This is a genomic window from Dietzia sp. KRD202 (genome assembly GCF_017168155.1).
In the GTDB taxonomy this organism is placed as follows: Bacteria; Actinomycetota; Actinomycetes; order Mycobacteriales; family Mycobacteriaceae; genus Dietzia; species Dietzia kunjamensis.
In genome coordinates this window covers 70,533-92,642 of the sequence record NZ_JABFAN010000012.1, presented here as the reverse complement: position 1 = coordinate 92,642, position 22,110 = coordinate 70,533, and the positions used below count along the sequence as shown (strand labels likewise).

At 67.3% G+C, this 22,110-nt stretch carries 20 protein-coding genes and 2 tRNA genes; 13 read left to right on the top strand and 9 right to left on the bottom strand.

Annotated features, from left to right (window positions below; translation table 11 throughout):
- Nucleotides 1–92 precede the first annotated feature (92 nt).
- The 3 genes from trxB (at nt 93) to J1M64_RS08755 (ending at nt 2,774) form a co-directional block, all read left to right on the top strand.
- Nucleotides 93–1,025: a thioredoxin-disulfide reductase gene (gene trxB, locus J1M64_RS08765; RefSeq protein WP_069389400.1), complete on the top strand. Its 933-nt coding sequence runs from the start codon at nt 93–95 to the stop codon at nt 1,023–1,025.
- Nucleotides 1,026–1,082: 57 nt separating this feature from the next.
- Complete coding sequence (gene trxA, locus J1M64_RS08760) at nt 1,083–1,427, top strand: thioredoxin (protein ID WP_067720180.1); 345 nt, start codon at nt 1,083–1,085, stop codon at nt 1,425–1,427.
- Nucleotides 1,428–1,583: 156 nt separating this feature from the next.
- Nucleotides 1,584–2,774 carry an N-acetylmuramoyl-L-alanine amidase gene (locus J1M64_RS08755; RefSeq protein WP_120285658.1) on the top strand — a complete coding sequence of 397 codons (1,191 nt, stop codon included), beginning with the start codon at nt 1,584–1,586 and terminating at the stop codon, nt 2,772–2,774.
- 89 nt (nt 2,775–2,863) lie between these two features.
- Here J1M64_RS08755 and J1M64_RS08750 read toward each other — a convergent pair whose 3' ends face one another.
- The 9 genes from J1M64_RS08750 to rpmH all read right to left on the bottom strand — a co-directional run bounded on the left by J1M64_RS08750 (nt 2,864) and on the right by rpmH (nt 9,256).
- Entirely contained in the window at nt 2,864–3,532 is a 669-nt protein-coding gene (locus J1M64_RS08750; RefSeq protein WP_067720183.1) for a hypothetical protein, read from the bottom strand.
- On the bottom strand, nt 3,529–4,647 hold the full coding sequence (locus tag J1M64_RS08745) for a ParB/RepB/Spo0J family partition protein (RefSeq protein ID WP_206473903.1): 1,119 nt from the start codon (nt 4,645–4,647) through the stop codon (nt 3,529–3,531). The genes J1M64_RS08750 and J1M64_RS08745 overlap by 4 nt, the downstream gene beginning before the upstream one ends.
- Nucleotides 4,647–5,588 carry a ParA family protein gene (locus J1M64_RS08740; RefSeq protein ID WP_241261324.1) on the bottom strand — a complete coding sequence of 314 codons (942 nt, stop codon included), beginning with the start codon at nt 5,586–5,588 and terminating at the stop codon, nt 4,647–4,649. Before J1M64_RS08740 ends, J1M64_RS08745 begins: the two co-directional genes overlap by 1 nt.
- A 100-nt stretch (nt 5,589–5,688) precedes the next feature.
- Nucleotides 5,689–6,405 carry a 16S rRNA (guanine(527)-N(7))-methyltransferase RsmG gene (rsmG, locus tag J1M64_RS08735; protein WP_206473979.1) on the bottom strand — a complete coding sequence of 239 codons (717 nt, stop codon included), beginning with the start codon at nt 6,403–6,405 and terminating at the stop codon, nt 5,689–5,691.
- Between the two features lie 207 nt (nt 6,406–6,612).
- Complete coding sequence (locus tag J1M64_RS08730) at nt 6,613–7,101, bottom strand: R3H domain-containing nucleic acid-binding protein (RefSeq protein ID WP_206473902.1); 489 nt, start codon at nt 7,099–7,101, stop codon at nt 6,613–6,615.
- A gap of 129 nt (nt 7,102–7,230) precedes the next feature.
- Nucleotides 7,231–8,421 carry a membrane protein insertase YidC gene (gene yidC, locus J1M64_RS08725; protein ID WP_206473901.1) on the bottom strand — a complete coding sequence of 397 codons (1,191 nt, stop codon included), beginning with the start codon at nt 8,419–8,421 and terminating at the stop codon, nt 7,231–7,233.
- A 17-nt stretch (nt 8,422–8,438) separates the two neighbouring features.
- Complete coding sequence (yidD, locus tag J1M64_RS08720; protein WP_082924143.1) at nt 8,439–8,735, bottom strand: membrane protein insertion efficiency factor YidD; 297 nt, start codon at nt 8,733–8,735, stop codon at nt 8,439–8,441.
- A complete protein-coding gene (rnpA, locus tag J1M64_RS08715; protein ID WP_206473900.1) occupies nt 8,732–9,094 on the bottom strand; it encodes a ribonuclease P protein component in 363 nt (120 codons plus the stop codon). Before rnpA ends, yidD begins: the two co-directional genes overlap by 4 nt.
- An 18-nt stretch (nt 9,095–9,112) precedes the next feature.
- On the bottom strand, nt 9,113–9,256 hold the full coding sequence (rpmH, locus tag J1M64_RS08710) for a 50S ribosomal protein L34 (protein WP_007629603.1): 144 nt from the start codon (nt 9,254–9,256) through the stop codon (nt 9,113–9,115).
- Nucleotides 9,257–9,794: 538 nt separating this feature from the next.
- Here rpmH and dnaA point away from each other — a divergent pair.
- From dnaA to J1M64_RS08660, 10 genes are all read left to right on the top strand, one after another.
- Complete coding sequence (gene dnaA / locus J1M64_RS08705; RefSeq protein ID WP_206473899.1) at nt 9,795–11,300, top strand: chromosomal replication initiator protein DnaA; 1,506 nt, start codon at nt 9,795–9,797, stop codon at nt 11,298–11,300.
- A 121-nt stretch (nt 11,301–11,421) separates the two neighbouring features.
- Nucleotides 11,422–12,525, top strand: coding sequence for an alpha/beta hydrolase (locus J1M64_RS08700; RefSeq protein ID WP_206473898.1), 1,104 nt, complete (start codon nt 11,422–11,424; stop codon nt 12,523–12,525).
- 441 nt (nt 12,526–12,966) lie between these two features.
- Nucleotides 12,967–14,142 (top strand): DNA polymerase III subunit beta, encoded by a 1,176-nt coding sequence (gene dnaN, locus J1M64_RS08695; protein ID WP_206473897.1) that lies wholly within the window; start codon nt 12,967–12,969, stop codon nt 14,140–14,142.
- A 25-nt stretch (nt 14,143–14,167) separates the two neighbouring features.
- Nucleotides 14,168–15,457 (top strand): DNA replication/repair protein RecF, encoded by a 1,290-nt coding sequence (gene recF, locus J1M64_RS08690; protein ID WP_206473896.1) that lies wholly within the window; start codon nt 14,168–14,170, stop codon nt 15,455–15,457.
- Nucleotides 15,454–16,008, top strand: coding sequence for a DciA family protein (locus tag J1M64_RS08685; protein WP_120285664.1), 555 nt, complete (start codon nt 15,454–15,456; stop codon nt 16,006–16,008). The genes recF and J1M64_RS08685 overlap by 4 nt, the downstream gene beginning before the upstream one ends.
- Before the next feature lie 86 nt (nt 16,009–16,094).
- Nucleotides 16,095–18,224: a DNA topoisomerase (ATP-hydrolyzing) subunit B gene (gyrB, locus tag J1M64_RS08680; RefSeq protein ID WP_206473895.1), complete on the top strand. Its 2,130-nt coding sequence runs from the start codon at nt 16,095–16,097 to the stop codon at nt 18,222–18,224.
- A 433-nt stretch (nt 18,225–18,657) separates the two neighbouring features.
- Complete coding sequence (gene gyrA / locus J1M64_RS08675; RefSeq protein WP_120285666.1) at nt 18,658–21,186, top strand: DNA gyrase subunit A; 2,529 nt, start codon at nt 18,658–18,660, stop codon at nt 21,184–21,186.
- Between the two features lie 3 nt (nt 21,187–21,189).
- Complete coding sequence (locus J1M64_RS08670) at nt 21,190–21,819, top strand: DUF3566 domain-containing protein (protein WP_206473894.1); 630 nt, start codon at nt 21,190–21,192, stop codon at nt 21,817–21,819.
- Nucleotides 21,820–21,897: 78 nt separating this feature from the next.
- Nucleotides 21,898–21,971: transfer RNA gene (locus J1M64_RS08665), tRNA-Ile, on the top strand.
- 59 nt (nt 21,972–22,030) lie between these two features.
- Nucleotides 22,031–22,103 (top strand) — tRNA-Ala (locus J1M64_RS08660).
- The last annotated feature ends 7 nt before the right edge of the window (nt 22,104–22,110 follow it).

Below are 22,110 nucleotides of genomic sequence, written 5' to 3'. Positions count from 1 at the left end.
CCCCCCGGGGTGTTGTGGCCTCTAGAAGACCCGGCACCTGATGCCGGTTCCGACTCACGAGCCACCAACCGCCCGAGGAGCCCCGAGAACCCATGAGCGACACCGTCCACGACGTCATCATCGTCGGATCCGGTCCGGCCGGGTACACCGCCGCCATCTACTCCGCGCGGGCCGAGCTGAAGCCCGTCGTCTTCGAGGGCTCCCAGTTCGGTGGCGCGCTCATGACCACGACCGAGGTCGAGAACTTCCCCGGCTTCGCCGAGGGCATGATGGGCCCCGATCTCATGATGCAGATGCGCGAGCAGGCCGAGCGGTTCGGCGCAGACCTCCGGATGGAGGACGTGACGTCCATGGACCTCGCCGGGGACATCAAGACCGTCCGGGTCGGGGAAGAGGAACACCGCGCCCGCGCCGTGATCCTCGCGATGGGTGCCGCGGCACGCTACCTCGGGGTCCCGGGGGAGCAGGAGTTCCTCGGCCGGGGCGTGAGCTCGTGCGCCACGTGTGACGGATTCTTCTTCCGCGACAAGCCGATCGTCGTGGTCGGCGGCGGCGACTCCGCCATGGAGGAGGCCACCTTCCTCACCAAGTTCGGTTCCTCCGTGACGATCGTGCACCGCCGTGAGGAGTTCCGCGCCTCCAAGATCATGCTCGAGCGGGCACGGGAGAACGAGAAGATCTCGTTTGTCCTCAACACGGCCGTGGACGAGGTGCTGGCCGGCGCGACCGGTTCGGTCGAGAAACTCCGTCTGCGCGACACCGTCACCGGTGAGACCAGTGAGCTCGAGACCGCCGCCATGTTCGTCGCGATCGGCCACGATCCCCGTTCCGAGCTGGCCCGCGACCAGGTCGAGGTCGACGAGGACGGCTACGTCCTCACCGGTCAGACCACCGCCACCTCCCTTCCCGGGGTGTTCGCCTGTGGCGACCTCGTCGACAAGCGCTACCGCCAGGCCATCACCGCCGCCGGTTCGGGGTGCGCCGCCTCGATCGACGCCGAGCGCTGGCTCGCAGAGCAGGCCTGAGCCCGCACCGGGCCCGGAACAACCGGGCCCCGTCCACCCACCCGAAAGGACCACCTCATGGCCGACACCCCCAACATCATCGACGTCACCGAGGCCGACTTCGCCGACGCCGTGCTCACCGCCAGCGGCTCCAAGCCCGTTCTCGTGGACTTCTGGGCCACATGGTGCCGCCCGTGCACCATGATGGCGCCGGTCCTCGACGAGCTGGCGGGCTCGGAGGCGGACAAGCTTACCGTGGCCAAGGTCGACGTCGAAGCCAACCAGGAACTCGCCGCCGAGTACCAGATCACCGCGATCCCCGCGATGCTGTTGTTCTCGGAGGGACAGCCGGTCAAGCGCATCACGGGCGCCAAGTCCAAGTCGGCGCTCCGAGCCGAGCTGGGCGACGTCCTCGGCGCCTGACGCACACGCCGGCGGCCCCGGGTCGCTACCCTGTGTCGCCACCCTGTGGCGCTCCCCCGTGGCGTTCCCCCACCGCCCGGCGCGGACGGGGCATGTCCGCGTGTGAGGCGGTAAGTTCATCCGGGTACCCAACACTAGGAGAGCGGGAGGAGACCCATGGCGTGGAGGCGTGGTGACCGTGGGCCCGAGGTGGCCGCCATCCGGGCCACCCTCGCGGGCATGGGTCTGCTGCACAACATCGAGTCGGTCGGGGTCACCGAGCCCGAGACCGGGTCAGTGCTCGCGCGTACCGACGCCGTCTTCGACGCCGACCTGGAGAAGGCCGTTCTGGCCTTCCAGCAGGCGCGTGCGCTGATCTCCGACGGAATCGTGGGTCCGGCCACCCAGGCCGCGCTCCACGACGCCAGCCACGTGCTGGGGACCCGGGACCTGAGCTATATCGTCTCCAGGCCGATGGCGGGGGACGATATCGCCCAACTGCAGCGCCGACTCGGCGAGCTCGGGTTCTACGCCGGCCTGGTGGACGGGACCTTCGGCCCCCTCACGCACGCGGCCGTCACCGACTTCCAGCGCGACTGCGCGCTCCCCGCGGACGGTGTGGTCGGTGCCGAGACCCTCGACACCCTGAGCCGGTTCTCGACCCTGTTCAAGGGCGGGGACGTCGCCTCTCTCGTCGAGAAGGAGCGGGCCCGCACCTCCGGTCCCATGCTCGCCGGTAAACGGATCGTCCTCGATCCCGGCCCCAGTGGGTCCGAGAACCCGATCCGGATCGACACCCCCTACGGGACCATCACCGACGCGGAACTGCTCTGGGACATCACCCGGCGGCTCTCCGAGCGGATGAACCAGGCCGGCGTGGAGGTCTTCCTCTCCCGGCCCGAGGCGATGATCCCGACCGATCCCGAGCGTGCCGAGATAGCAAACGCGTTCAACGCCGATCTCATCATCTCGCTCCGCCTGGACCGCCACCCGAATCCGGTGGGCAACGGGGTCGCGACGTTCTACTTCGGAAACTCGCTCGGCGCGGAGTCCATGCTCGGTGAGGCCCTGTCCGGCTTCATCCAGCGGGAGATCGTCAGCCGCACCACTCTTCGCGACTGCCGGACCCATGGCCGGAGCTGGCCGTTGCTGCGAATGACCCGCATGCCGTCCGTGCAGATCTACCTGGGCTACGCGTACAACCCGCAGGATCTCGAGATCCTCGGCGATCGTGCCGCCCAGGACACCATCATCGACTCGATCCTCGTGGGCGTGAAACGTCTCTACCTCCTCGACGAGGACGATCATCCCACCGGGTCGATGTCCGTCGACGCCCTCATCGACTACGAGCAGCGCCAGCGAGACTGATCGCGCCTCCGGCCACCCCGGGGGAGTCGGGGTCCGGGGTGTCGTGAGTCCCGGGTGTCAGATTCCCCGGGCGTCAGAGTCTCCGAGTGTCAGAGTCCCCGGGCGACGGCGCTCGCCGACGCGCCCGACAGCACCCCGAGCCGCCGGGTGGCGAATCCGTGTTCGGCGAAGAGCTGATCGAGGGCGCGCTCCACGTCCGCCTTCCACAAGTGCTCGCTCTCGATATCGAGCCGGAGGCGTGGGTGGGTCTCGTGGGGTGCCACCACCGTGAAACCGTGCTCGACGAGAAAGCTCATCCCCGGCACACACGAGTCCGCGCCGCACCCGTCACGTGACGTAACATGCCCGGGGTCCTCGGACGTGACCCCGAAGGCCTCGATGGCCTTGATTCCGCGGCTTCGGACATTGACGACGACGGCGTCGAGCAACGCGGTCAGTACCCCTGCCGGTGCGCCGTGCTCGACACTCATGCCGGCGAGCAGCACAGCGTCAGCGCCGACGGGCGAGGTCGGGAAGCACGTCGCCCGAGGCACCATCCCCGGGGGGGCGTAGAAGGCGGCAGCCGTCGATCGGTCCCCGTAGGTGGCGAGCTGGCCGCAGACACCCCATTCCAGGGATACGTGTGAGATCCACGCTTCCTTCTCGAACTCCGGATCTCCCGGGGACTGCTCACCGTCGGTCTGCCAATAAACGCAACGCCGGGCGCGAGGACCCAACTGGTCCACCGCCGACAGGTCCAGCGGGCGGAGGGAGATCATCGCGGCGCTGCGGTCGACCCGCCCTCGAGAAGTGCGAGTACCCGGGCCAGATCATCGGTGTCACCGACGTCGATGGTGATACGTCCCTTGCGGCGCCCCATCGTCACCGACACCGACGTCTCGAAACGGTCGGACAGCCGACCCGCCACCGCCTCCAGCTCGGGGTTACGCTGGCGTCCGCGGGGCGCGGGCTTGGGCTTGTCCGTGGTGTCCCCGGGATCGCGGTTGGCGAGGGTGACGAGCTCTTCGGTCGCCCGCACCGACAGGCCCTCGGCGACGATCCGGGCGGCGAGTTCGTCCTGTGCCGGCGCCCCCGCCTCGAGGCCCAAAAGTGCGCGCGCATGTCCCGCTGACAACACACCTGCTGCGACCCGCCGCTGTACGGCTGTCGGCAGCTGGAGCAGGCGGATGCTGTTGGTGATCGCGGGGCGGGACCGGCCGATGCGCGTCGCGAGTTCTGACTGGGTCACGTCGAACTCTTCCAGCAGCTGCTGGTAGGCGGCGGCTTCTTCGAGCGGGTTGAGCTGTACCCGGTGGATGTTCTCGAGGAGAGCGTCCCGCAGCAGATCCTCGTCGTCGGTCTGCCGGACGATCGCCGGGATCGTCTCGAGCTTCGCGCGCTGACTCGCCCGCCAGCGTCGCTCACCCATGATGAGCTGATAGCGCCCACCGGACATCTCACGAACGACAATGGGCTGGAGGAGTCCGAATTCCTTGACGGAATGAGCGAGCTCGGCCAACGCCTCCTCGTCGAAGTGGGTGCGGGGCTGTTTCGGGTTGGGGTCGATCTCGGCCGGGGAGATCTCCCGGTAGACCGCGCCGGGGTCCACCAACTCGGTTGTTTCACGTGAAACCGGCGCGCCATCGTCGGCATGCGAGCCAGCGTCGGCCCCGCGAGCCGTCGATGACGCAGTACCGGCGAGCTCCATATCCGCCGGACCCCGATTCCCAGCCCCGGACGAGCGCGGACGTGGGGGAGTGGTTCGCGGACCGCCACCACGCGGCCCCAGGATCAGGTCGGCGGCGTCGTTACCGAGCCGAGGCCCTTCGTCGGGGCCGGTGGGGATGAGGGCGGCGAGACCCCGCCCGAGACCACCCTTACGCTGCTGGCTCATCAGTTCTCCTCCGGGCGGTCGACGCCCTCAACTTCACTCGCGGTGGGCGTGGATACGAGGTCTCCCGGACCGGCCGGCCCTCCCCGTGCATTGATCTCGCGGGCGGCGTCCAGGTAGGCCAGCGCCCCGCGCGACCCGGCGTCGTACTGGAGGATGGTCATCCCGTACCCCGGTGCCTCGGACACCTTGACGCTTCGCGGAATCACCGTCCGCAACACGGTGTCACCGAAGTGCTTCCGCACCTCACCGGCGACCTGCTCGGCGAGCTTCGTGCGCCCGTCGTACATCGTCAGCATGATGGTCGAGATCTCCAGATCCGTATTGAGATGCTGCTGGATGAGCTCGACGTTACGGAGAAGCTGACCCACTCCCTCGAGGGCGTAGTACTCACACTGGATCGGAATGAGGACCTCGCGAGCAGCGACCATCGCATTGACGGTGAGCAGGCCGAGCGAGGGCGGACAGTCGAGAAAGACATAGTCGATACCAAGCGATTGCAGGTCCTCCGGCAGGAGGACCTCGGCGAGACGTCGTTCCCGCTGGGGGAGCCCGACCAGCTCGATCTCCGATCCCGCCAGGTCGATGGTCGCCGGCACGCAGAACAACCGCTCGGCATGGGGACTCTTCTGCATCAGCTCGTCGACGGACGCCTCCCACATCAGAAGGTCGTAGCTCGACGGTGTGCCCTCGCGGTGATCGACACCGAGCGCTGTGCTCGCGTTGCCCTGCGGATCCATGTCGATCACGAGCACCCCGAGCCCACCCAGGGCGAGAGCGGCGGCAAGGTTGACGGTGGACGTGGTCTTGCCCACCCCGCCCTTCTGGTTGGCGATCGTGACGATCCGCGGAGACTCGGGACGGGGGAGTGCCGGTGCATCCCCGTGGAGGACCTCGTTCGCTTGCCGCGCGGCCGCGAAGATCGGGGTCTCGTCGTAGGACATCCGTCACCTTTCGAGTTGCATCGTGAGCGCGGCGAACCTGCCGCCGTGTCGGTGTCATTGTTTCACGTGAAACCGACACTGAACACGTCCCCGTCAGGCCTCAGTGAGACCGACGCCCGCGTCCGCGGGATCGAGAGCCACGGCCCCCCATCCTAGTCGCCAAGGTGCCGATCACCAGCCTCGTCGGTTCGGCATCCGGCGCAGCGACAGTCTCGACGCGAACGTCATCGAACCCCAGTTTGCGGAGCGCCGCACGATCACGCTCCACCTCGTCGACTGCCGACTCGCCCTTGAGGGCGACCATACGGCCACCCACCCTCAGCAGCGGAGCAGACCACCCGGCGAGTTTCGCCAGCGGGGCCACTGCCCGGGACGTCACGACATCCGCCTCCCCCGCCTCGATGATGATGGGCTTCTCCTCGGCGCGACCCCGAATGACCCGGACATCGATGCCGAGCTCGCCGATGATCTCCTCGAGAAAGGTGACCCGACGGAGGAGTGGCTCGACCAGAGTGATCGTCAGATCTGGGCGCGCGAGCGCCAGGGGGATACCAGGGAGACCTGCGCCGCTCCCGATATCGACGACGGACTCGCCCTGCGCCAACTGCGACTCAGCAGCCGCGCTGTTGAGGACGTGCCGATCCCACAGCCGAGGCCGCTCACGCGGACCCATCAGCCCACGCTCGAGCCCGGCCGTCGCGAGGAAGTCGACGTACCGAGACGCGAGACCCAGCCGATCCCCGAACACCTCGGCTGCAGCGGGCGGCGCAGAGGGGAGCTCACCGGAGTCAGATGTCGAGTCCCGCGAGGCCGGCATCTCGCTCGCAGCCCCGTCGGCTCCCTCGCTGTCACGTGACGCTTCGTCGCCCGTGTGTCCGTTCATGGTCTCGCGCTCCTCCTCGCGGCCGCAAAGCCGCTGTTTCACGTGAAACACCGTCGGTGAATCACATCGATGTCATTAGATCCTCGGACACAGAACAGGGGTGCGAGCCAGACGACTCGCACCCCTGCCCCGAGCCGCCCGTCACCCGGGCAGGACCACCACCCGGCGGTTGGGCTCGACGCCGGTCGAGTCCGAGGTGACACCATCGAGCTCCGCGATCGCGTCGTGGATGATCTTGCGTTCGAACGGCGTCATGGGCTCGAGTTCCTCCGACTCACCTGACTCGAGAACCCGCTGCGCTGCCACGCGGCCGGATTCGGTCAGAGCTTCGCGCTTCGCCTCACGCCAGCCGGCGATGTCGAGCATCAACCGACTCCGATCGCCGAGTTCCTGTTGCACCGCGAGACGCGTCAACTCCTGGATAGCGTCCAACACTGACCCGTCCGAGCCGACCAACGTATCCAGGTCGTCGCCACCCACGATGCTCACCACGGCTCGATCACCCTCGACGTCCAGATCGATGTCCCCGTCGAAATCGAGGATGTCGAGGAACTGCTCGAGATAGTCGCCAGCGACCTCGCCCTCCTCGACCAATCGTTCCTCGGACACCTCGATGTTCCTCTTGGACATGGACCTGCCTCCGTCGTGACCGCCGATCGCCGAACCCCGAGAGTACGACGAATATCTACCCCAAGTATGGGACAAGGTCCCCGACGCCGGAGCATCGGGGACCTTGTCCACTCACGTTTCCCTAGCGGGTCAACGCTTCTTTTTCTTCTTCTTGTTCTTGGGACGCGAACCCGATCCCTTCTGGGCCGGCCTACTGCGCTGCCCGCCGGGAGCCTGAGGCCGTTGACCCGGGCGTGGAGCGGATGCCGGAGCGACCGCAGGCCCCGGGTCGGAGTCGATCACCTCGTCGTCGTCCACCGTCGCGGTACCCACTTCCACGGCCGGATCCGACACCACGCCGGTTCCCGTCGCGGCGGCGCGGTTCTTCTTGGGCTTGGTGGGCTTCACACCCACCCGCGGAGCGAGCGCCTTCTGCTCCTCGCGCCGCAGGAGAGCCGCGGCGTCGTCCTCCTTGGCCATCTTCTCGTACAGGAAGTACTGCTGGCCGAGGGTCCAGAGGTTATTCGTGACCATGTACACGAGGATCGCCATCGGCCAGAACGCACCGGTCACCAGGATGCCGATGGGGAAGGCCCACAGCATGAGCTGGTTCATGATCTTGGCCTGCGGGTTGGCCGCGGCCTCAGGCGACTGGCGGGACAGGGAGATCCGCGCGTTGAAGTGGGTCGTGACCGCCGAGACGATCATCAGCGGGAGGGCGACGAGAATGATGTTCCACCGGGCGAAGTCGAGCATCGCGCCCGGCTCCACGAAGGCCTGGAACTGTTCGACCGGCTGGGAGATGAAGGACGAGAGCGGAGCACCGAACAGGCGGGCGTCGAGGAAGCTCTGCACCTCGTCCGCGTTGAACACGTAGTTGCCCGTGTTGCGCGTCTCCTCGGCGCTCATCCCGAGCGCGCCGAACTGCGAGCCCATCCGGTTGAACGACCGCAGCACGTGGAACAGACCCAGGAAGACAGGGATCTGGATCAGCATCGGTAAGCAACCCAGGAGGGGGTTGAACCCCTCCTGCTTCTGCAGCTTCCGGGTCTCGACCGCCAACTTCTCGCGGTCGTTCTTGTACCGCTTCTGCAGCTCCTTCATCTTGGGCTGCATCTCCTGCATCTTGCGGGAGAAGCGGATCTGTTTTGCCGCCGGCCAGAACAGCATCGCGCGGAGGGTGAAGACGAGGAAGATCACCGACAGGGCCCAGATGACCCCGTTGGAATCCGGCGCCTCCACCCAGGGGAGCAGACCGCCGAGGAACGCGAAGATCTTGTGCCAGAACCAGAGGATGCCGGAGATCGGGTAATAGACCAACGGGTTGGTGATGAACGACATGGGTGGTGGAGTCCTAGCTACGTTCGAGAATTGTCGGTGTGCTCGTGGGGCTCGTGGCCCGGTGGATCAGGTGCACGGGGCCGGGGGACCGGATCCCACCCGCCCGGTGTCCACGGCCCACAGCGCAGGAGACGCCACACCGAGAGCCAGGTGCCGTACCAGGCTCCGTGGACGCGTACCGCCTCGACGGCGTAACTACTGCACGTGGGTTCGAACCGGCAGCTCGGTGGGGTCCAGGGCGAGATGCCCTTCTGGTAGAAGTCGAGCATCCACAACAGGATCCGCGCGATGGGACCCGGGCGCCCCGTGCTCACGACGTGCCCCTGGCGCGAGCGGCGGCAGCGGCGAGCCCCGCGCGCATGTCCCGCACGAGGTCGTCGTGCGACGCACCCGCGGAGGCCGGGTTGGCCCGGATCACCACCATGAGATCGTCGCCGGCCTCGTCCAGCAGGCCGCCCGCGATATGACGAAGCCGTCGGCTGACGCGGTGACGAGTCACCGAGTCCCCGACGGCTTTGCTGACGACCAGCCCGAAACGCGGACCGCCCACGCGGACATCCGAGGAGTCCACGTGGGCATGTACGACCATGGTGCGGCGGCCCTTCCTGGCACCCTTGCGCACCACCGTCGCGAAGTCAGCGGAACGGTGGAGCCGGTGCGACCTGGGGAGCACCCGCCACCCCGGCCGGAATCAGGCCGTCAGCGACGCGCGGCCCTTACGCCGGCGGGCGCCGACGATGCCGCGACCGGCGCGGGTGCGCATGCGCAGACGGAAGCCGTGCACCTTGGCACGACGACGGTTGTTCGGCTGGAAGGTCCGCTTGCCCTTGGCCATGGTTGGCTCCTCACGTGAAGTCGGCGCCGTGTCCAGCGCCCGATCGAGTTCGAGACGTCGTCGAATCACCGAAGGACGGCGGCACCACGACGCGCCGGGCGCCCACGGGCGCACGACAGACTGCTCAAGATTACGCGCCCGAGGCGCCGGCCGCCAAACCGTGTAATCCCATTCGTCTCACTGATACCAGTTTCCTGGCCACAACGACACGCCCACGGCCGCGATGCTTGACATCCGCCCTCCAGTCTATCTTGAGGGTTGCCCCCCGGATCACCATGTTGTTACCGTCATTCCTCAGGCGAGCCCCACCAGGGCTGCAAGACGCGACGTGAATCCGAACAAGCACCTCCGACCCCTCCCCACCGATGACCTACCCGCGAACCGACGGGAGGGGTCTGTCTTCCCACAGCTGTGGACAACCATGTGGATACCTCGGTGGACCTGGGTCGGAGCCTGTGGATAGAGTGTGGTTCCCGGTCCCGCCGGCAACCCGGACCACCAGCAACGCCCGACACCCGACGAGAGGAGACCGCCCACCGTGTCTCCTGAACTCGAACACGTGTGGAGTGCCGTCCTCGACAAGCTGACCGATCCGGAACTGGCCAGTGACGACAATCCGGCCCTGTCGCGCCAGCAGCAGGCGTGGCTCCGGCTCGTCCAGCCGATCGCCGTGGTCAACGGTTTCGCGATGCTCGCCGCCCCGTCGGCCTTCGCCCGCGACAACATCGAGTCCATCCTCCGCGGTCCCATCACGCGCGCACTGAGCTCGCAGCTCGGGGAGCCGATCGATCTGGCCGTCAAGGTGGACACGTCACTCGCCGGGGCTCAACTACCGACGGACGACGCCGACCACCCGGCCATCGACGCGGAGGACATCCACGGCCCCGGTGCGGAGGACGAGCATCCGCCCGCCACGACCCGCCCCCGGCGGATGACCGAGGAGCAGATCGCCGCCGAGCGACTCCTCCACGGCAGCGACCGCGACGAGGCGTTGTCTGCCGCGACCGCGCCCGGGTTGAACGAGCGCTACACGTTCAGCGCCTTCGTCCAGGGCAATTCGAACCGTTTCGCCCGGGCCGCTGCACTGGCGGTCGCCGAGGCACCGGCCCGTGCGTACAACCCGCTGTTCATCTGGGGCGAGTCCGGTCTGGGCAAGACCCACCTGCTCCACGCGATCGGGCACTACTCCCTGCGGATGTACTCCGAACAGAAGGTCAAGTACGTCTCGACCGAGGAGTTCACCAACGACTTCATCAACTCCGTCCGCGACGGCCGCCAGAACATGTTCAAGAAGCGGTACCGCGAGGCGGACATCCTCCTGGTGGACGACATCCAGTTCCTCATCGGCAAGGAACAGGTCCAGGAGGAGTTCTTTCACACCTTCAACACGATCCACAATGCGCAGAAGCAGATCGTGATCTCGTCCGACCGGCCACCCAAGCAACTGCAGCCGCTGGAGGACCGCCTGCGCACCCGCTTCGAGTGGGGTCTGATCACCGACATCCAGCCGCCCGAGCTGGAGACGCGTATCGCGATCATCGACAAGAAGGCCAAGTCCGAGGGCTACGAGGTTCCGCGCGATGTCCTCGAGCTGATCGCGACCCGCGTCCAGCGGAATATCCGTGAACTCGAGGGGGCCCTGATCCGCGTCGTCGCGTTCGCGTCGCTCAACGGGCATGAAGTCGACGTGCCGTTGGCCGAGGTCGTCCTGCGGGACGTGGTCTCCGACGACGACTCGCTCCAGATCTCGGCCGCGACCATCATGGCGGTCACTGCGGAATTCTTCTCCACGAGCATCGACGAGCTCTGCGGCACCTCCAAGACCAGGTCACTCTCCCGCGCCCGGCAGATCGCCATGTACCTGTGCCGCGAGCTCACGGACCTGTCCTTGCCAAAGATCGGCGTCACCTTCGGCGGCAAGGACCACACCACGGTCATGTACGCCCAACGCAAGATCCTCAAGGAGATCAAGGACGACCGGCGTACGTACGACCAGATCCAGGAGCTCACCGCCCGGATCAAAGAGCGTTCGCGCTCTATGTGAGCGGCGTTCTTGGCTAGTCTAGAGGTCACTGGCTCCGTGCGGCTCCTGGCCGCACCCTTATTTGAGCAAAGGGGGAAGGGGCGTCAGGGCGACCCTTCCGCTTCCCGACGCCCCGACAACCATGGTCATGGCTGATCGTCCTGAGGTCGCAACATCGTCTCTGCCCGTCACGGCCATCACGCTGTACGGGCTCGGACAGAACCTTCTCACCGGTGTCGCCGGGGTGCCGTTCAGTCGGCCGTGGCGGGGGCCCGGCAACATCGTCGAGAATCTGGGCCAGGCGATTACTCGGCATACCCTTCGATCCTTCATGGGATACTCACTGGGGTTGCCGATCGACGAGTTCCGCGCCATGGAACAGGTGCTCGATGGCGTCTGCCGCGTCGTCATGCCACCCATCGTGCGCCAGATCGGCGGGGTCAAGATTTCGGCCAAGACGCTCGGCGGAGTCCCCGGCCTGTGGTGCCAACAACACGTCACGGGTGATGACGACGACCGGGTGTACGGAACGATTCTCTACCTGCACGGCGGGGGCTACATCGGGACCTCACCCATGATGTACGCGGCGTTCGCCGCTGCGATCGCGAGGCAGACCCGCTGTCACTTCTTCATCGCCGACTACCGGCTTGCCCCGGAGTTCCCGTTCCCCGCGGGAGTCCTCGACGCGGCAAGTGTCTACACCGCGCTTCTCGACCAGGGCATCCTGCCAGGCAACCTCATCGTCGCTGGCGACTCGGCGGGCGGGGGTCTCGCCGCCTCACTCATGTCCCACCTCCGCGCCGCCGGCATCGCGCCGCCAGCCGCACTCGCCCTGTTCTCACCAGAGGTCGACCTCGAACTGAACCAGCCCTCGATCACCGACAACGCACCGTACGACGTCCTCCCGTGGAATCTGCCGACCGCCCCCTACCTGCAGGGAATCGAGCCGGGTGATCCTCTCGTCTCCACGGTCAACGCCGCGCTGAACCCCGAGTGGTTCCCTCCCACATTCGTCACCTCGGGATCACAGGAGATGTTCCGCGACGGTATCCGGAAGTTCGTCGTCAACCTCCGGGACGCCGGGGTCCGTGTCCATGCCGTGGAGGAAGAAGGAATGTTCCATGTCTTTCCGATCCTCATGCCGTGGGCGGAGGCCTCGCGCAGGGTCTTCCGCCAGCTGAATGAATTCGTGGATTCCCATGTCCAATCTCGGAGCTACACGACTCAGGCCGATGACACGGACTAGATTTCCTCAGGCTCAGGTAACCCCTGACGCGCCCTTCACAGCTGTGGACAACTCTGTGAGTTCCTGTGGACAGACGGTGGACAGACGGTGGACCGAATCTTGTTATTCCACCGGGGTCGGGAGGCAAATCACAAGATCGCACGATTGCGTCCACACGACGAAATTGGCACAGACCTGTGATTACAGGCCTCGGCTCACAATTTCACAGGACCTACTACTACTTCTTATCTCTCTAGATAGTTCTTGTTAGAAGTAGGGATGTGGAGCGGCGAGCCTGCTTGACCGGGTTACGCCGAGTCCGTGTGTCCGCTGTCGGTCCGAGCGGTTACTCTCATGGAGACGCTCCGCCCCCGGCGGCGGAAACGTGCAATACGAGCTTGAACCGACCAATCGTCCAGATACCGGATCCCGGTATCCACCCCCGCCTGAAAGAGGTCATCGATGGAGATCACGGATCCGACGTTCCGCGTCACCCGCGAGGACTTCGCGGATTCCGTGGCCTGGGTGGCACGCACGCTGCCCTCGCGTCCCTCGGTCCCGATCCTCGGCGGGGTGCTGCTCGAGGCCGATTCGGGACTGACGATCTCCGGGTTCGACTATGAGACCTCAGCGCAGGTATCCGTGCCGGCCGAGGTGTCCGAGCCCGGCAGCACGCTGGTGTCCGGCCGACTCCTGGCGGACATCGCCCGTGCCCTGCCGGACCGTCCGGTCGAGGTCGTCGTCACGGCCCAGAAGATGTACATCTCCTGCGGTAGCGCGAAGTTCACGCTCCCCACCATGCCGGTCGAGGATTACCCGCAGCTGCCGGCGATGCCGGAGGTGACTGGATCCGCCGAGGTCGACGCGTTCTCCGAGGCCGTGTCCCAGGTCGTCGTCGCGGCGGGCAAGGATGACACCCTGCCGATGCTCACCGGCATCCGGATGGAGATCGAGGGCACCCGCGTCACGCTCATCGCGACCGATCGGTTCCGTCTCGCCATCCGGGAGTTCGACTGGGAGCCGGCCCGCGGGGATGTCGCGGTCGAGGTGCTCATCCCGGCGAAGGCTCTGTCCGAGGTCACCCGTTCCGCCGGCCACGGTGGTCGCGTGGATCTGAGCCTGGGTGCCGGCTCCGATGTGGGCGCCGAGGGCATTCTGGGTGTGCTGGTGTCCGGTCAGCGGACCACCACCCGCCTTCTCGACGCGGAATTCCCCAAGGTCCGCCAGCTGCTCCCGCCGCAGCACACCTCACTCGCGATCGTGGAGGTGGACTCGCTCGTCCAGGCGATCAAGCGGGTCGCGCTCGTCGCCGACCGCGGCGTGCAGGTGCGCATGGCGTTCTCGGATGGTGAGCTAGCACTGTCGGCCGGAGGCGATGACGCCGCCCAGGCCAACGAGACCCTCCCGGTCGACTTCGTCGGCGAGCCGCTGACCATCGCGTTCAACCCCGGTTACCTGCTCGACGGCCTCGGCAGTGTCCATGCCGCCCGCGTCGCCTTCGGTTTCACCCAGCCCAGCCGCCCGGCCGTGCTGCGTCCGGCACCCGAGACCCTCCCGGAGCCCGGCGCGGACGGCGCGATCGAGCCGGTGGATTCCGACCACACCTACCTGCTCATGCCCGTGCGCCTGCCGGGCTGAGGCCCCGCCCCGGAACCTATCCGGTATGCACCTGCGTCACCTCAGGCTCCTCGATTTCCGCTCCTGGCCCCTGCTCGAACTCGGGCTCGAGCCCGGGGTCACCACCCTGGTCGGGCGCAACGGGCACGGTAAGACCAACGTCCTCGAGGCGGTCGGGGTCCTCGCCAGCCTTCGTTCGCACCGCGTGGCGACCGACGCGCCGATGATCAGGACGGGCGCCGGAACCGCGCTGGTGGGCGCACTCGCACACAACGCCGGCCGTGAGCTGACCGTCGAACTGGCGCTCAATGCCGGCAAGGCCAACCGGGCGCGACTCAACACCTCCCCCTGCCGACGACTGTCCGACGTCCTCGGGGTGGTCCAGTCCGTACTGTTCGCGCCGGAGGACCTGGCGCTCGTCCGTGGCGAGCCGGCCGAACGTCGTCGGCTTCTCGATGAGCTCATGATCCAGCGGCGCCCGGCGCTGGGTGGTGACCTCAGCGAGTACTCCTCGGTGCTGCGCCAGCGGACCGCCCTGCTCAAGTCGGCCTCCGGTGCACTGCGGCGTGGCCGGCCGGGGGATTCCGCGGCCGTGCTGGACACCCTCGACGTGTGGGACGGACGGTTGGCCGAACTCGGAGCACGATTGGTCGCCGGTCGGATCGACCTCCTCCGGCAGTTGCGGCCCCTCGTCGTCGACGCCTATCGGGGCCTGGCCCCGGAGTCCCGCCCGGCCGATCTCACCTACCGGTTCCGCGTCGCGGACGCGCCCGACGAGTCGGAGCTGACCGATCCGGAACTTGTCGAGGCGGTGTTGCTCGCCGAGCTCGGGCGGCGTCGTCGCGACGAGATCGACCGCGGGATGTCACTCGTCGGACCGCACCGCGACGACCTGATCCTGAGACTCGGCGACGAGCCGGCGAAGGGGTTCGCGAGTCACGGTGAGACGTGGTCGTTCGCCCTGGCGTTGCGACTGGGATCGCTCGAGCTGTTCCGTGCCGACGGGGCGGAACCGGTCCTTCTCCTGGACGACGTCTTCGCCGAACTCGACCGGCACCGCCGGGCCGCTCTGGCCGATGTCGCGGCCGGTGTCGAACAGGTGCTCATCACGGCCGCAGTGGGCGAGGACGTCCCGGCCACGCTGCGCGGGGTCCGTCATGACGTCGTGATGACGGGCGAGGGAGCGGATCGTCACTCGGCGATGACGGTGTCACGACGTCAGCATGACGGTGCTGACGCGGGCGAGTACGCCGGCGGGGATGATGGGGTCAGCGACGCGGACAGTGGTGGGGATGACGACGACAACACCGATACCGGAAGCAGGGCAACACCGTGACGGACCGAACCGGCAAGGACTCCGTAACACCGTCTGACCCGCCACAACGCGGTTATGACATCGCCAAGCAGGCGCTCGAGGAGGCCCGCGCCCGCGCTCGGGCGGAGGGCAAGCAGGTCGGCCGGGGACGGACCGGCCCCGTGGGGGCGGGCAAGCGGTTGCGCAAGCGCGGGTGGACCGGATCCGGTGCCGACCCGTGGGACCCACAGCCCCTCGGCAAACTCGTGGGCCAGGTCGCCAAGAAACGGGGTTGGGACGACAAGGTCACCACCGGGCGTCTGTTCGCGGAGTGGGACCGGATCGTCGGGGAGGACGTCTCGGCGCACGCCACCCCGGAGCGCCTCGAGGAGGGGATCCTGTACGTCCGTGCGGCGAGTACCGCATGGGCGACTCAGTTGCGGCTCATGTCCGCCGACATCCTCCGCAAGATCGCGGCCGCCATGGGGCCGGGTCATGTCCGTCGTCTCAAGGTGGAGGGGCCGGAGAAACCGAGCTGGCGCAAGGGGCCCCTGCACGTGTCCGGTCGCGGCCCCCGTGACACATACGGGTGAGGGCCGGGCGTGCCCGTGGCCCGCGTGACGGTTGTCGCAGGTAGACTGGGCCGGTCCCAGACCCCCGAGACGCGAGGAGTTCGCACGTGGCGGACGCCAAGAGCAAGGCCAACAACAGCGGGCCCAAGGAATACGGTGCATCATCGATCACCGTTCTCGAAGGGCTCGAGGCCGTCCGGATGCGGCCGGGTATGTACATCGGCTCCACCGGACCGCGGGGACTGCACCACCTGATCTGGGAGGTCGTCGACAACTCCATCGACGAGGCGATGGCGGGTCACGCGACCGGCGTCAAGGTCACGTTGCTGGAGGACGGCGGCGTCGAGGTCATCGACGACGGCCGGGGCATCCCCGTGGAGATGCACGAGCAGGGCATGCCCACCGTCCAGGTCGTCATGACCCAGCTGCACGCGGGCGGCAAGTTCGACTCGGACTCCTATGCGGTGTCCGGTGGTCTGCACGGGGTCGGCATCTCCGTGGTCAACGCGCTGTCCACCCGGGTCGAGGTCCAGATCAAGCGCGACGGGCGCCTGTGGAAGCAGGACTTCGACATGGCGGTCCCGGCAGAGCTGGTCGACGCCGGCCCCGCCGAGGGCACCGGGACCAGGGTCCGGTTCTGGGCGGATCCGACGATCTTCGAGAGCACCGAGTACGACTTCGACGTGGTGGCACGCCGCCTCCAGGAGATGGCGTTCCTCAACAAGGGACTCACCATCACACTCACGGACCGGCGGCCGCGTGCCGAGAAGGCCGCCGAGCTGGACGCGATCGCGGACAGCGAGGGCAGCGGCGCGGAGGCGGCGCCCGGTTCCGACGAGGGGTCGGATCTCGCCCACGCGGTGGATGCGGAGCAGGCGTTCGCCGAGGGCGCGCAGGCAGCCGACGCCGTCGAGGTGACGCCCGCCGAGCCGGTCAAGGTCCGCGAGCGTAAGCGCACCTTCCACTACCCGGACGGTCTGAAGGACTACGTCACGGCTATCAACAAGTCCAAGACCTCGATCCACCCGACGATCCTCTACTTCGAGGGCAAGGGGCCCGGCCACGAGGTCGAGGTCGCGATGCAGTGGAACTCCGGTTACTCCGAGTCCGTCCACACCTTCGCCAACACCATCAACACCCATGAGGGCGGCACCCACGAGGAGGGCTTCCGCGCCGCGCTGACCTCCCTGGTCAACAAGTACGCGCGCGAGAAGAAGCTCATCAAGGAGAAGGACCCCAACCTCACGGGAGATGACATCCGCGAGGGCCTGGCGGCCGTGCTCTCCGCGAAGATCTCGGATCCGCAGTTCGAGGGTCAGACCAAGACCAAGCTCGGCAACACCGAGGTCAAGGGCTTCGTCCAGCGACAGGTGTCGGAGCACGTCGGACACTGGTTCGAGGCCAATCCCGCCGAGGCCAAGGTCATCATCAACAAGGCCATCGCGTCGAGCCAGGCTCGCGTCGCAGCCCGCAAGGCCCGCGAGATGGTGCGTCGCAAGTCGGCCACCGACATCGGCGGTCTGCCCGGCAAGCTCGCCGACTGCCGCTCCAAGGATCCGGCGAAGTCCGAGCTGTACATCGTGGAGGGCGACTCCGCCGGTGGCTCGGCCAAGTCGGGTCGGGACTCGATGTTCCAGGCGATCCTGCCGCTGCGCGGGAAGATCATCAACGTCGAGAAGTCGCGGATCGACAAGGTCCTCAAGAACGCCGAGGTCCAGGCCATCATCACGGCGCTGGGAACCGGCATTCACGAAGAGTTCGACATCGACAAGCTGCGCTATCACAAGATCGTGCTGATGGCGGATGCCGACGTCGATGGTCAGCACATCTCCACGCTGCTGCTGACGCTCATCTTCCGGTTCATGAAGCCGCTGGTCGAGAACGGGTACGTCTACTTGGCGCAGCCGCCGCTCTACAAGCTCAAGTGGGGCAAGGGCGAGCCGGACTTCGCGTACACGGACCGCGAGCGGGACGAACTGCTGAAGATCGGCCTCGAGAACAAGCGCAAGATCAACGTCGACGACGGCATCCAGCGCTACAAGGGCCTCGGCGAGATGAACCCCAAGGAGCTGTGGGAGACCACGATGGACCCCGCGGTCCGTACGCTCCGCCAGGTCACCCTCGACGATGCCGCCGCGGCGGACGAATTGTTCTCCATCCTCATGGGTGAGGACGTGGACGCGCGCCGCAACTTCATCACCCGCAACGCACGAGATGTGCGGTTCCTCGACGTCTGACACCGTCGCCGGACAGACACGGGAAAGGGGGGCGTCCGCCGAACTCGGCGGACGCCCCCCTTTGTGTCCCGGGTGGCCCGAACGACGTGGTCTCGTAGCGGAGATGCATGTCCGCACGGAGAATATGGCTGATTTTCAGGCGGTGTCTACCCCCGGCGACGGAAGTCGACGTGGTGATTCGCGATTACTCAGCGCAGCTTGCGCGGGAGAGCGCTGGTCGCGTGACCATTGAGACCACGTCGCTAGCGGCATACGGGCCGGGGGCGAACGCGCCGGGCCCGGCGTCCCCCGATCGGGTCACTCGTCCCCCGGGAGGCCTCCGAGTCGCCGAACCCCCGCGCGCCCGTGCCGGTGTTTTCGCTGGACCTATAGACTGGCCGGGTCGGAGCGTGCCCTCGTGGTGCCGCTTCGAGCGCGAGACGAAGAGGAGCCCATGACGGACACGACGTTGCCGCCCGAAGCCGGGGGTCACGACCGGATCGAGCCGGTCGACATCCAGGCGGAGATGCAGAGAAGCTACATCGACTATTCGATGAGCGTCATCGTCGGTCGAGCGCTACCTGACGTCCGGGACGGGCTCAAGCCCGTCCACCGCCGGATCCTCTACGCGATGTGGGACAACGGCTACCGACCCGAGCGCAGCTACGTGAAGTCGGCCAAGCCCGTCGCCGACACCATGGGCAATTACCACCCGCACGGTGACTCGGCGATCTACGACACCCTGGTACGACTCGCCCAGCCGTGGGCGATGCGGTACCCGATGGTCGACGGCCAGGGGAACTTCGGTTCGCGCGGCAACGACGGCGCCGCCGCCATGCGCTACACCGAGTGCAAGATGACCCCGCTGGCCATGGAGATGGTCCGGGACATCGACAAGAACACGGTCGATTTCCAGCCCAACTACGACGGCAAGACGTCCGAACCGGTCGTCCTCCCGTCGCGCATCCCCAATCTGTTGGTCAACGGTTCCAGCGGCATCGCGGTAGGTATGGCCACCAAGATGCCGCCGCACAACCTGCGCGAGGTCGCCGAGGCGATCTACTGGTGTCTGGACAACCCCGACGCCGACGAGGAGGAGACCCTCGCGGCGTGCATGGATCGGATCAAGGGTCCCGACTTCCCCACCCACGGCTTCATCGTGGGCGAGCAGGGGATCAGGGACGCCTACACGACCGGCCGCGGTTCGATCCGTATGCGGGGCAAGACCTCCATCGAGGAGGAGGGCAACCGGACGGTCATCGTCATCACGGAGCTGCCCTACGAGGTCAACCCGGACAACATGATCCTGTCGATCGCCGAGCAGTTGCGGGACGGCAAGATCGCCGGCATCTCGAAGATCGACGACGAGTCCTCGGACCGGGTCGGCCTGCGCATCGTGGTCACACTCAAGCGTGACGCCGTGGCCAAGGTCGTGCTCAACAACCTCTACAAGCACTCGCAGCTGCAGACGTCCTTCGGCGCGAACATGCTGTCGATCGTGGACGGTGTGCCCCGGACCCTGGCCATCAACCACCTCGTGCGGCTGTACGTCACGCACCAGATCGAGGTCGTCGTCCGACGCACCCAGTACCTGCTGGACGAGGCGGAGAAGCGCGCCCACATCCTGCGCGGCCTGGTCAAGGCGCTCGACGCCCTCGACGAGGTCATCGCCCTCATCCGCCGTTCGGAGACCGTCGAGGTCGCGCGCGAGGGTCTCAAGAACCTGCTCGACATCGACGACGACCAGGCGCAGGCCATCCTGGACATGCAGCTGCGCCGCCTCGCGGCCCTCGAGCGGCAGAAGATCGTCGACCAGCTCGCCTCGATCGAACTCGAGATCGCCGACTACAAGGACATCCTCGCCAAGCCCGAGCGGCAGCGTGCGATCGTCGCCGACGAACTCCGCGAGATCGTCGAGAAGTACGGGGACGACCGCCGGACCAGGATCATCCCGGCGGACGGGGACGTCACGGACGAGGATCTGATCGCCCGCGAGGACGTCGTCGTCACCATCACGGAGACCGGTTACGCCAAGCGGACCCGCACCGACCTGTACCGCGCCCAGAAGCGCGGGGGCAAGGGTGTGCGCGGCGCGGAGCTCAAGCAGGACGACATCGTCCGGCACTTCTTCGTCTCCTCCACCCACGACTGGCTGCTGTTCTTCACCACCAAGGGCCGCGTCTACCGGATCAAGGCCTACGAGCTGCCCGAGGCGAACCGCACGGCCCGTGGTCAGCACGTGGCCAACCTCCTGGCGTTCCAGCCGGAGGAGCGCATCGCCGGCGTCATCCGGATCAAGGGCTACCAGGACGCGCCGTACCTGGTGCTGGCCACCCGCAACGGACTGGTCAAGAAGTCCCGGCTCGAGGACTACGACTCGCCGCGCTCCGGCGGCCTGATCGCCGTCAACCTGCGCGACGGCGACGAGCTGGTCGGGGCGGCGCTGGCCGGACCCGACGACGACCTGCTGCTGGTCTCGGAGAAGGGCCAGTCGATCCGGTTCCACGCCAACGACGACACGCTCCGCCCGATGGGCCGCGCGACCTCCGGCGTGATGGGCATGCGGTTCAACGACGGCGACGCCCTGCTGAGCATGTCGGTCGTGCGAGCCGAGTCGTCCGACCAGGAGAAGTACTTCCTCCTGGTGGCCACCGAACGCGGGTACTCCAAGCGCACCGCCCTGAGCGAATACACCGCCCAGGGCCGGGGCGGCAAGGGCGTGCTCACGCTCATGTTCGACCCCAAGCGCGGGAAGCTCGTCGGTGCGACGATCGTGGAGTTGCAGGACGAGCTCTACGCCATCACCTCCAGCGGCGGTGTCATCCGCACGTTCGCCAAGCAGGTCCGCAAGGCGGGCCGGCAGACCAAGGGCGTGCGGTTGATGAACCTCGCCGAGGGTGACTCGCTACTGGCCATCGCCCGCAACGCCGACGAGCCCGACGACGAGGACCGGTCCGCGGCCGAGTCCGCCAAGGAGGAGTAGGCGATGACCGAGCCGACCGATCCAGCCGACCGGACCGACCCGACCGAGACGTCCGACGCGGTGTCTGACGGCCCAGCGCACGGGGGGTCGTCCCCGGCGCCCGGTTACGGCGGGTCGGGGGCCGGCACCGGCGACGCCGGCACGTCGGCCACCACCGCCTTCCCGGCGGCCACCCAGCATCGCGCCGAGGGCGCGAACGGGGGCGTCTCCAAGGCGCACTCGGGGGGCGCGGCCGGGCGAGCCGCACCGATCGTCCCGCCCACCGAGCGCCGGGGCCCCATGGAGTCGGTCCTGGTGCTGCGCCGGATCGACCCGTGGTCGGCCTTCACCACCGTGCTGGGGCTGATGTTCGCCCTCTACCTGGTGTGGATGGTGGCCATCGGGGTCACGTACCTGCTGCTGTCCGGGATGGGCGTGTGGGACCGGCTCGGGGGCCTGTTGTCCGGCGTGGCGGGCGACGAGTCGGCAGCCGTGATCGGGCCGTCGACGATCTTCCTCTACAGCGGCGGAGTGGGACTGCTGAACGTGCTCCTGCTGTCGATCCTGGCCACGCTCGCGGTGTTCATCTACAACCTCGCGGCCGGCCTGACCAGCGGCGGCGTGCAGGTCACGCTCGCCGATCCCCGGTACTGACGGTGCCCCCGGCGCCCGGCCGAGGGTGCCGATTTGGGCGGTGGCGCGGACGTCGGGTAGATTGACCTCTCGGTACGAGGGCCTATAGCTCAGGTGGTTAGAGCGCCAAACTGATAATTTGGAGGTCGGAGGTTCAAGTCCTCCTAGGCCCACTCCGCCAGGCAGACGCCGGATCCGCTCGATGCGGTCCGGCGTTTATGCTTGGAGGTACGGGGCCTTAGCTCAGTTGGTAGAGCGCTGCCTTTGCAAGGCAGATGTCAGGGGTTCGAATCCCCTAGGCTCCACTCACCC

Coding starts and splice junctions, on each gene's coding strand:
- rpmH (WP_007629603.1), bottom strand. CDS start 9,256: ATGGCCAAGGGCAAGCGGACCTTCCAGCCGAACAACCGTCGTCGTGCC.
- gyrA (WP_120285666.1), top strand. CDS start 18,658: ATGACGGACACGACGTTGCCGCCCGAAGCCGGGGGTCACGACCGGATC.
- J1M64_RS08670 (WP_206473894.1), top strand. CDS start 21,190: ATGACCGAGCCGACCGATCCAGCCGACCGGACCGACCCGACCGAGACG.
- J1M64_RS08730 (WP_206473902.1), bottom strand. CDS start 7,101: ATGTCCAAGAGGAACATCGAGGTGTCCGAGGAACGATTGGTCGAGGAG.
- rsmG (WP_206473979.1), bottom strand. CDS start 6,405: ATGCCGGCCTCGCGGGACTCGACATCTGACTCCGGTGAGCTCCCCTCT.
- recF (WP_206473896.1), top strand. CDS start 14,168: ATGCACCTGCGTCACCTCAGGCTCCTCGATTTCCGCTCCTGGCCCCTG.
- trxA (WP_067720180.1), top strand. CDS start 1,083: ATGGCCGACACCCCCAACATCATCGACGTCACCGAGGCCGACTTCGCC.
- J1M64_RS08740 (WP_241261324.1), bottom strand. CDS start 5,588: ATGTCCTACGACGAGACCCCGATCTTCGCGGCCGCGCGGCAAGCGAAC.
- J1M64_RS08755 (WP_120285658.1), top strand. CDS start 1,584: ATGGCGTGGAGGCGTGGTGACCGTGGGCCCGAGGTGGCCGCCATCCGG.
- J1M64_RS08700 (WP_206473898.1), top strand. CDS start 11,422: ATGGTCATGGCTGATCGTCCTGAGGTCGCAACATCGTCTCTGCCCGTC.
- yidC (WP_206473901.1), bottom strand. CDS start 8,421: ATGTCGTTCATCACCAACCCGTTGGTCTATTACCCGATCTCCGGCATC.
- J1M64_RS08750 (WP_067720183.1), bottom strand. CDS start 3,532: ATGATCTCCCTCCGCCCGCTGGACCTGTCGGCGGTGGACCAGTTGGGT.
- trxB (WP_069389400.1), top strand. CDS start 93: ATGAGCGACACCGTCCACGACGTCATCATCGTCGGATCCGGTCCGGCC.
- J1M64_RS08745 (WP_206473903.1), bottom strand. CDS start 4,647: ATGAGCCAGCAGCGTAAGGGTGGTCTCGGGCGGGGTCTCGCCGCCCTC.
- dnaN (WP_206473897.1), top strand. CDS start 12,967: ATGGAGATCACGGATCCGACGTTCCGCGTCACCCGCGAGGACTTCGCG.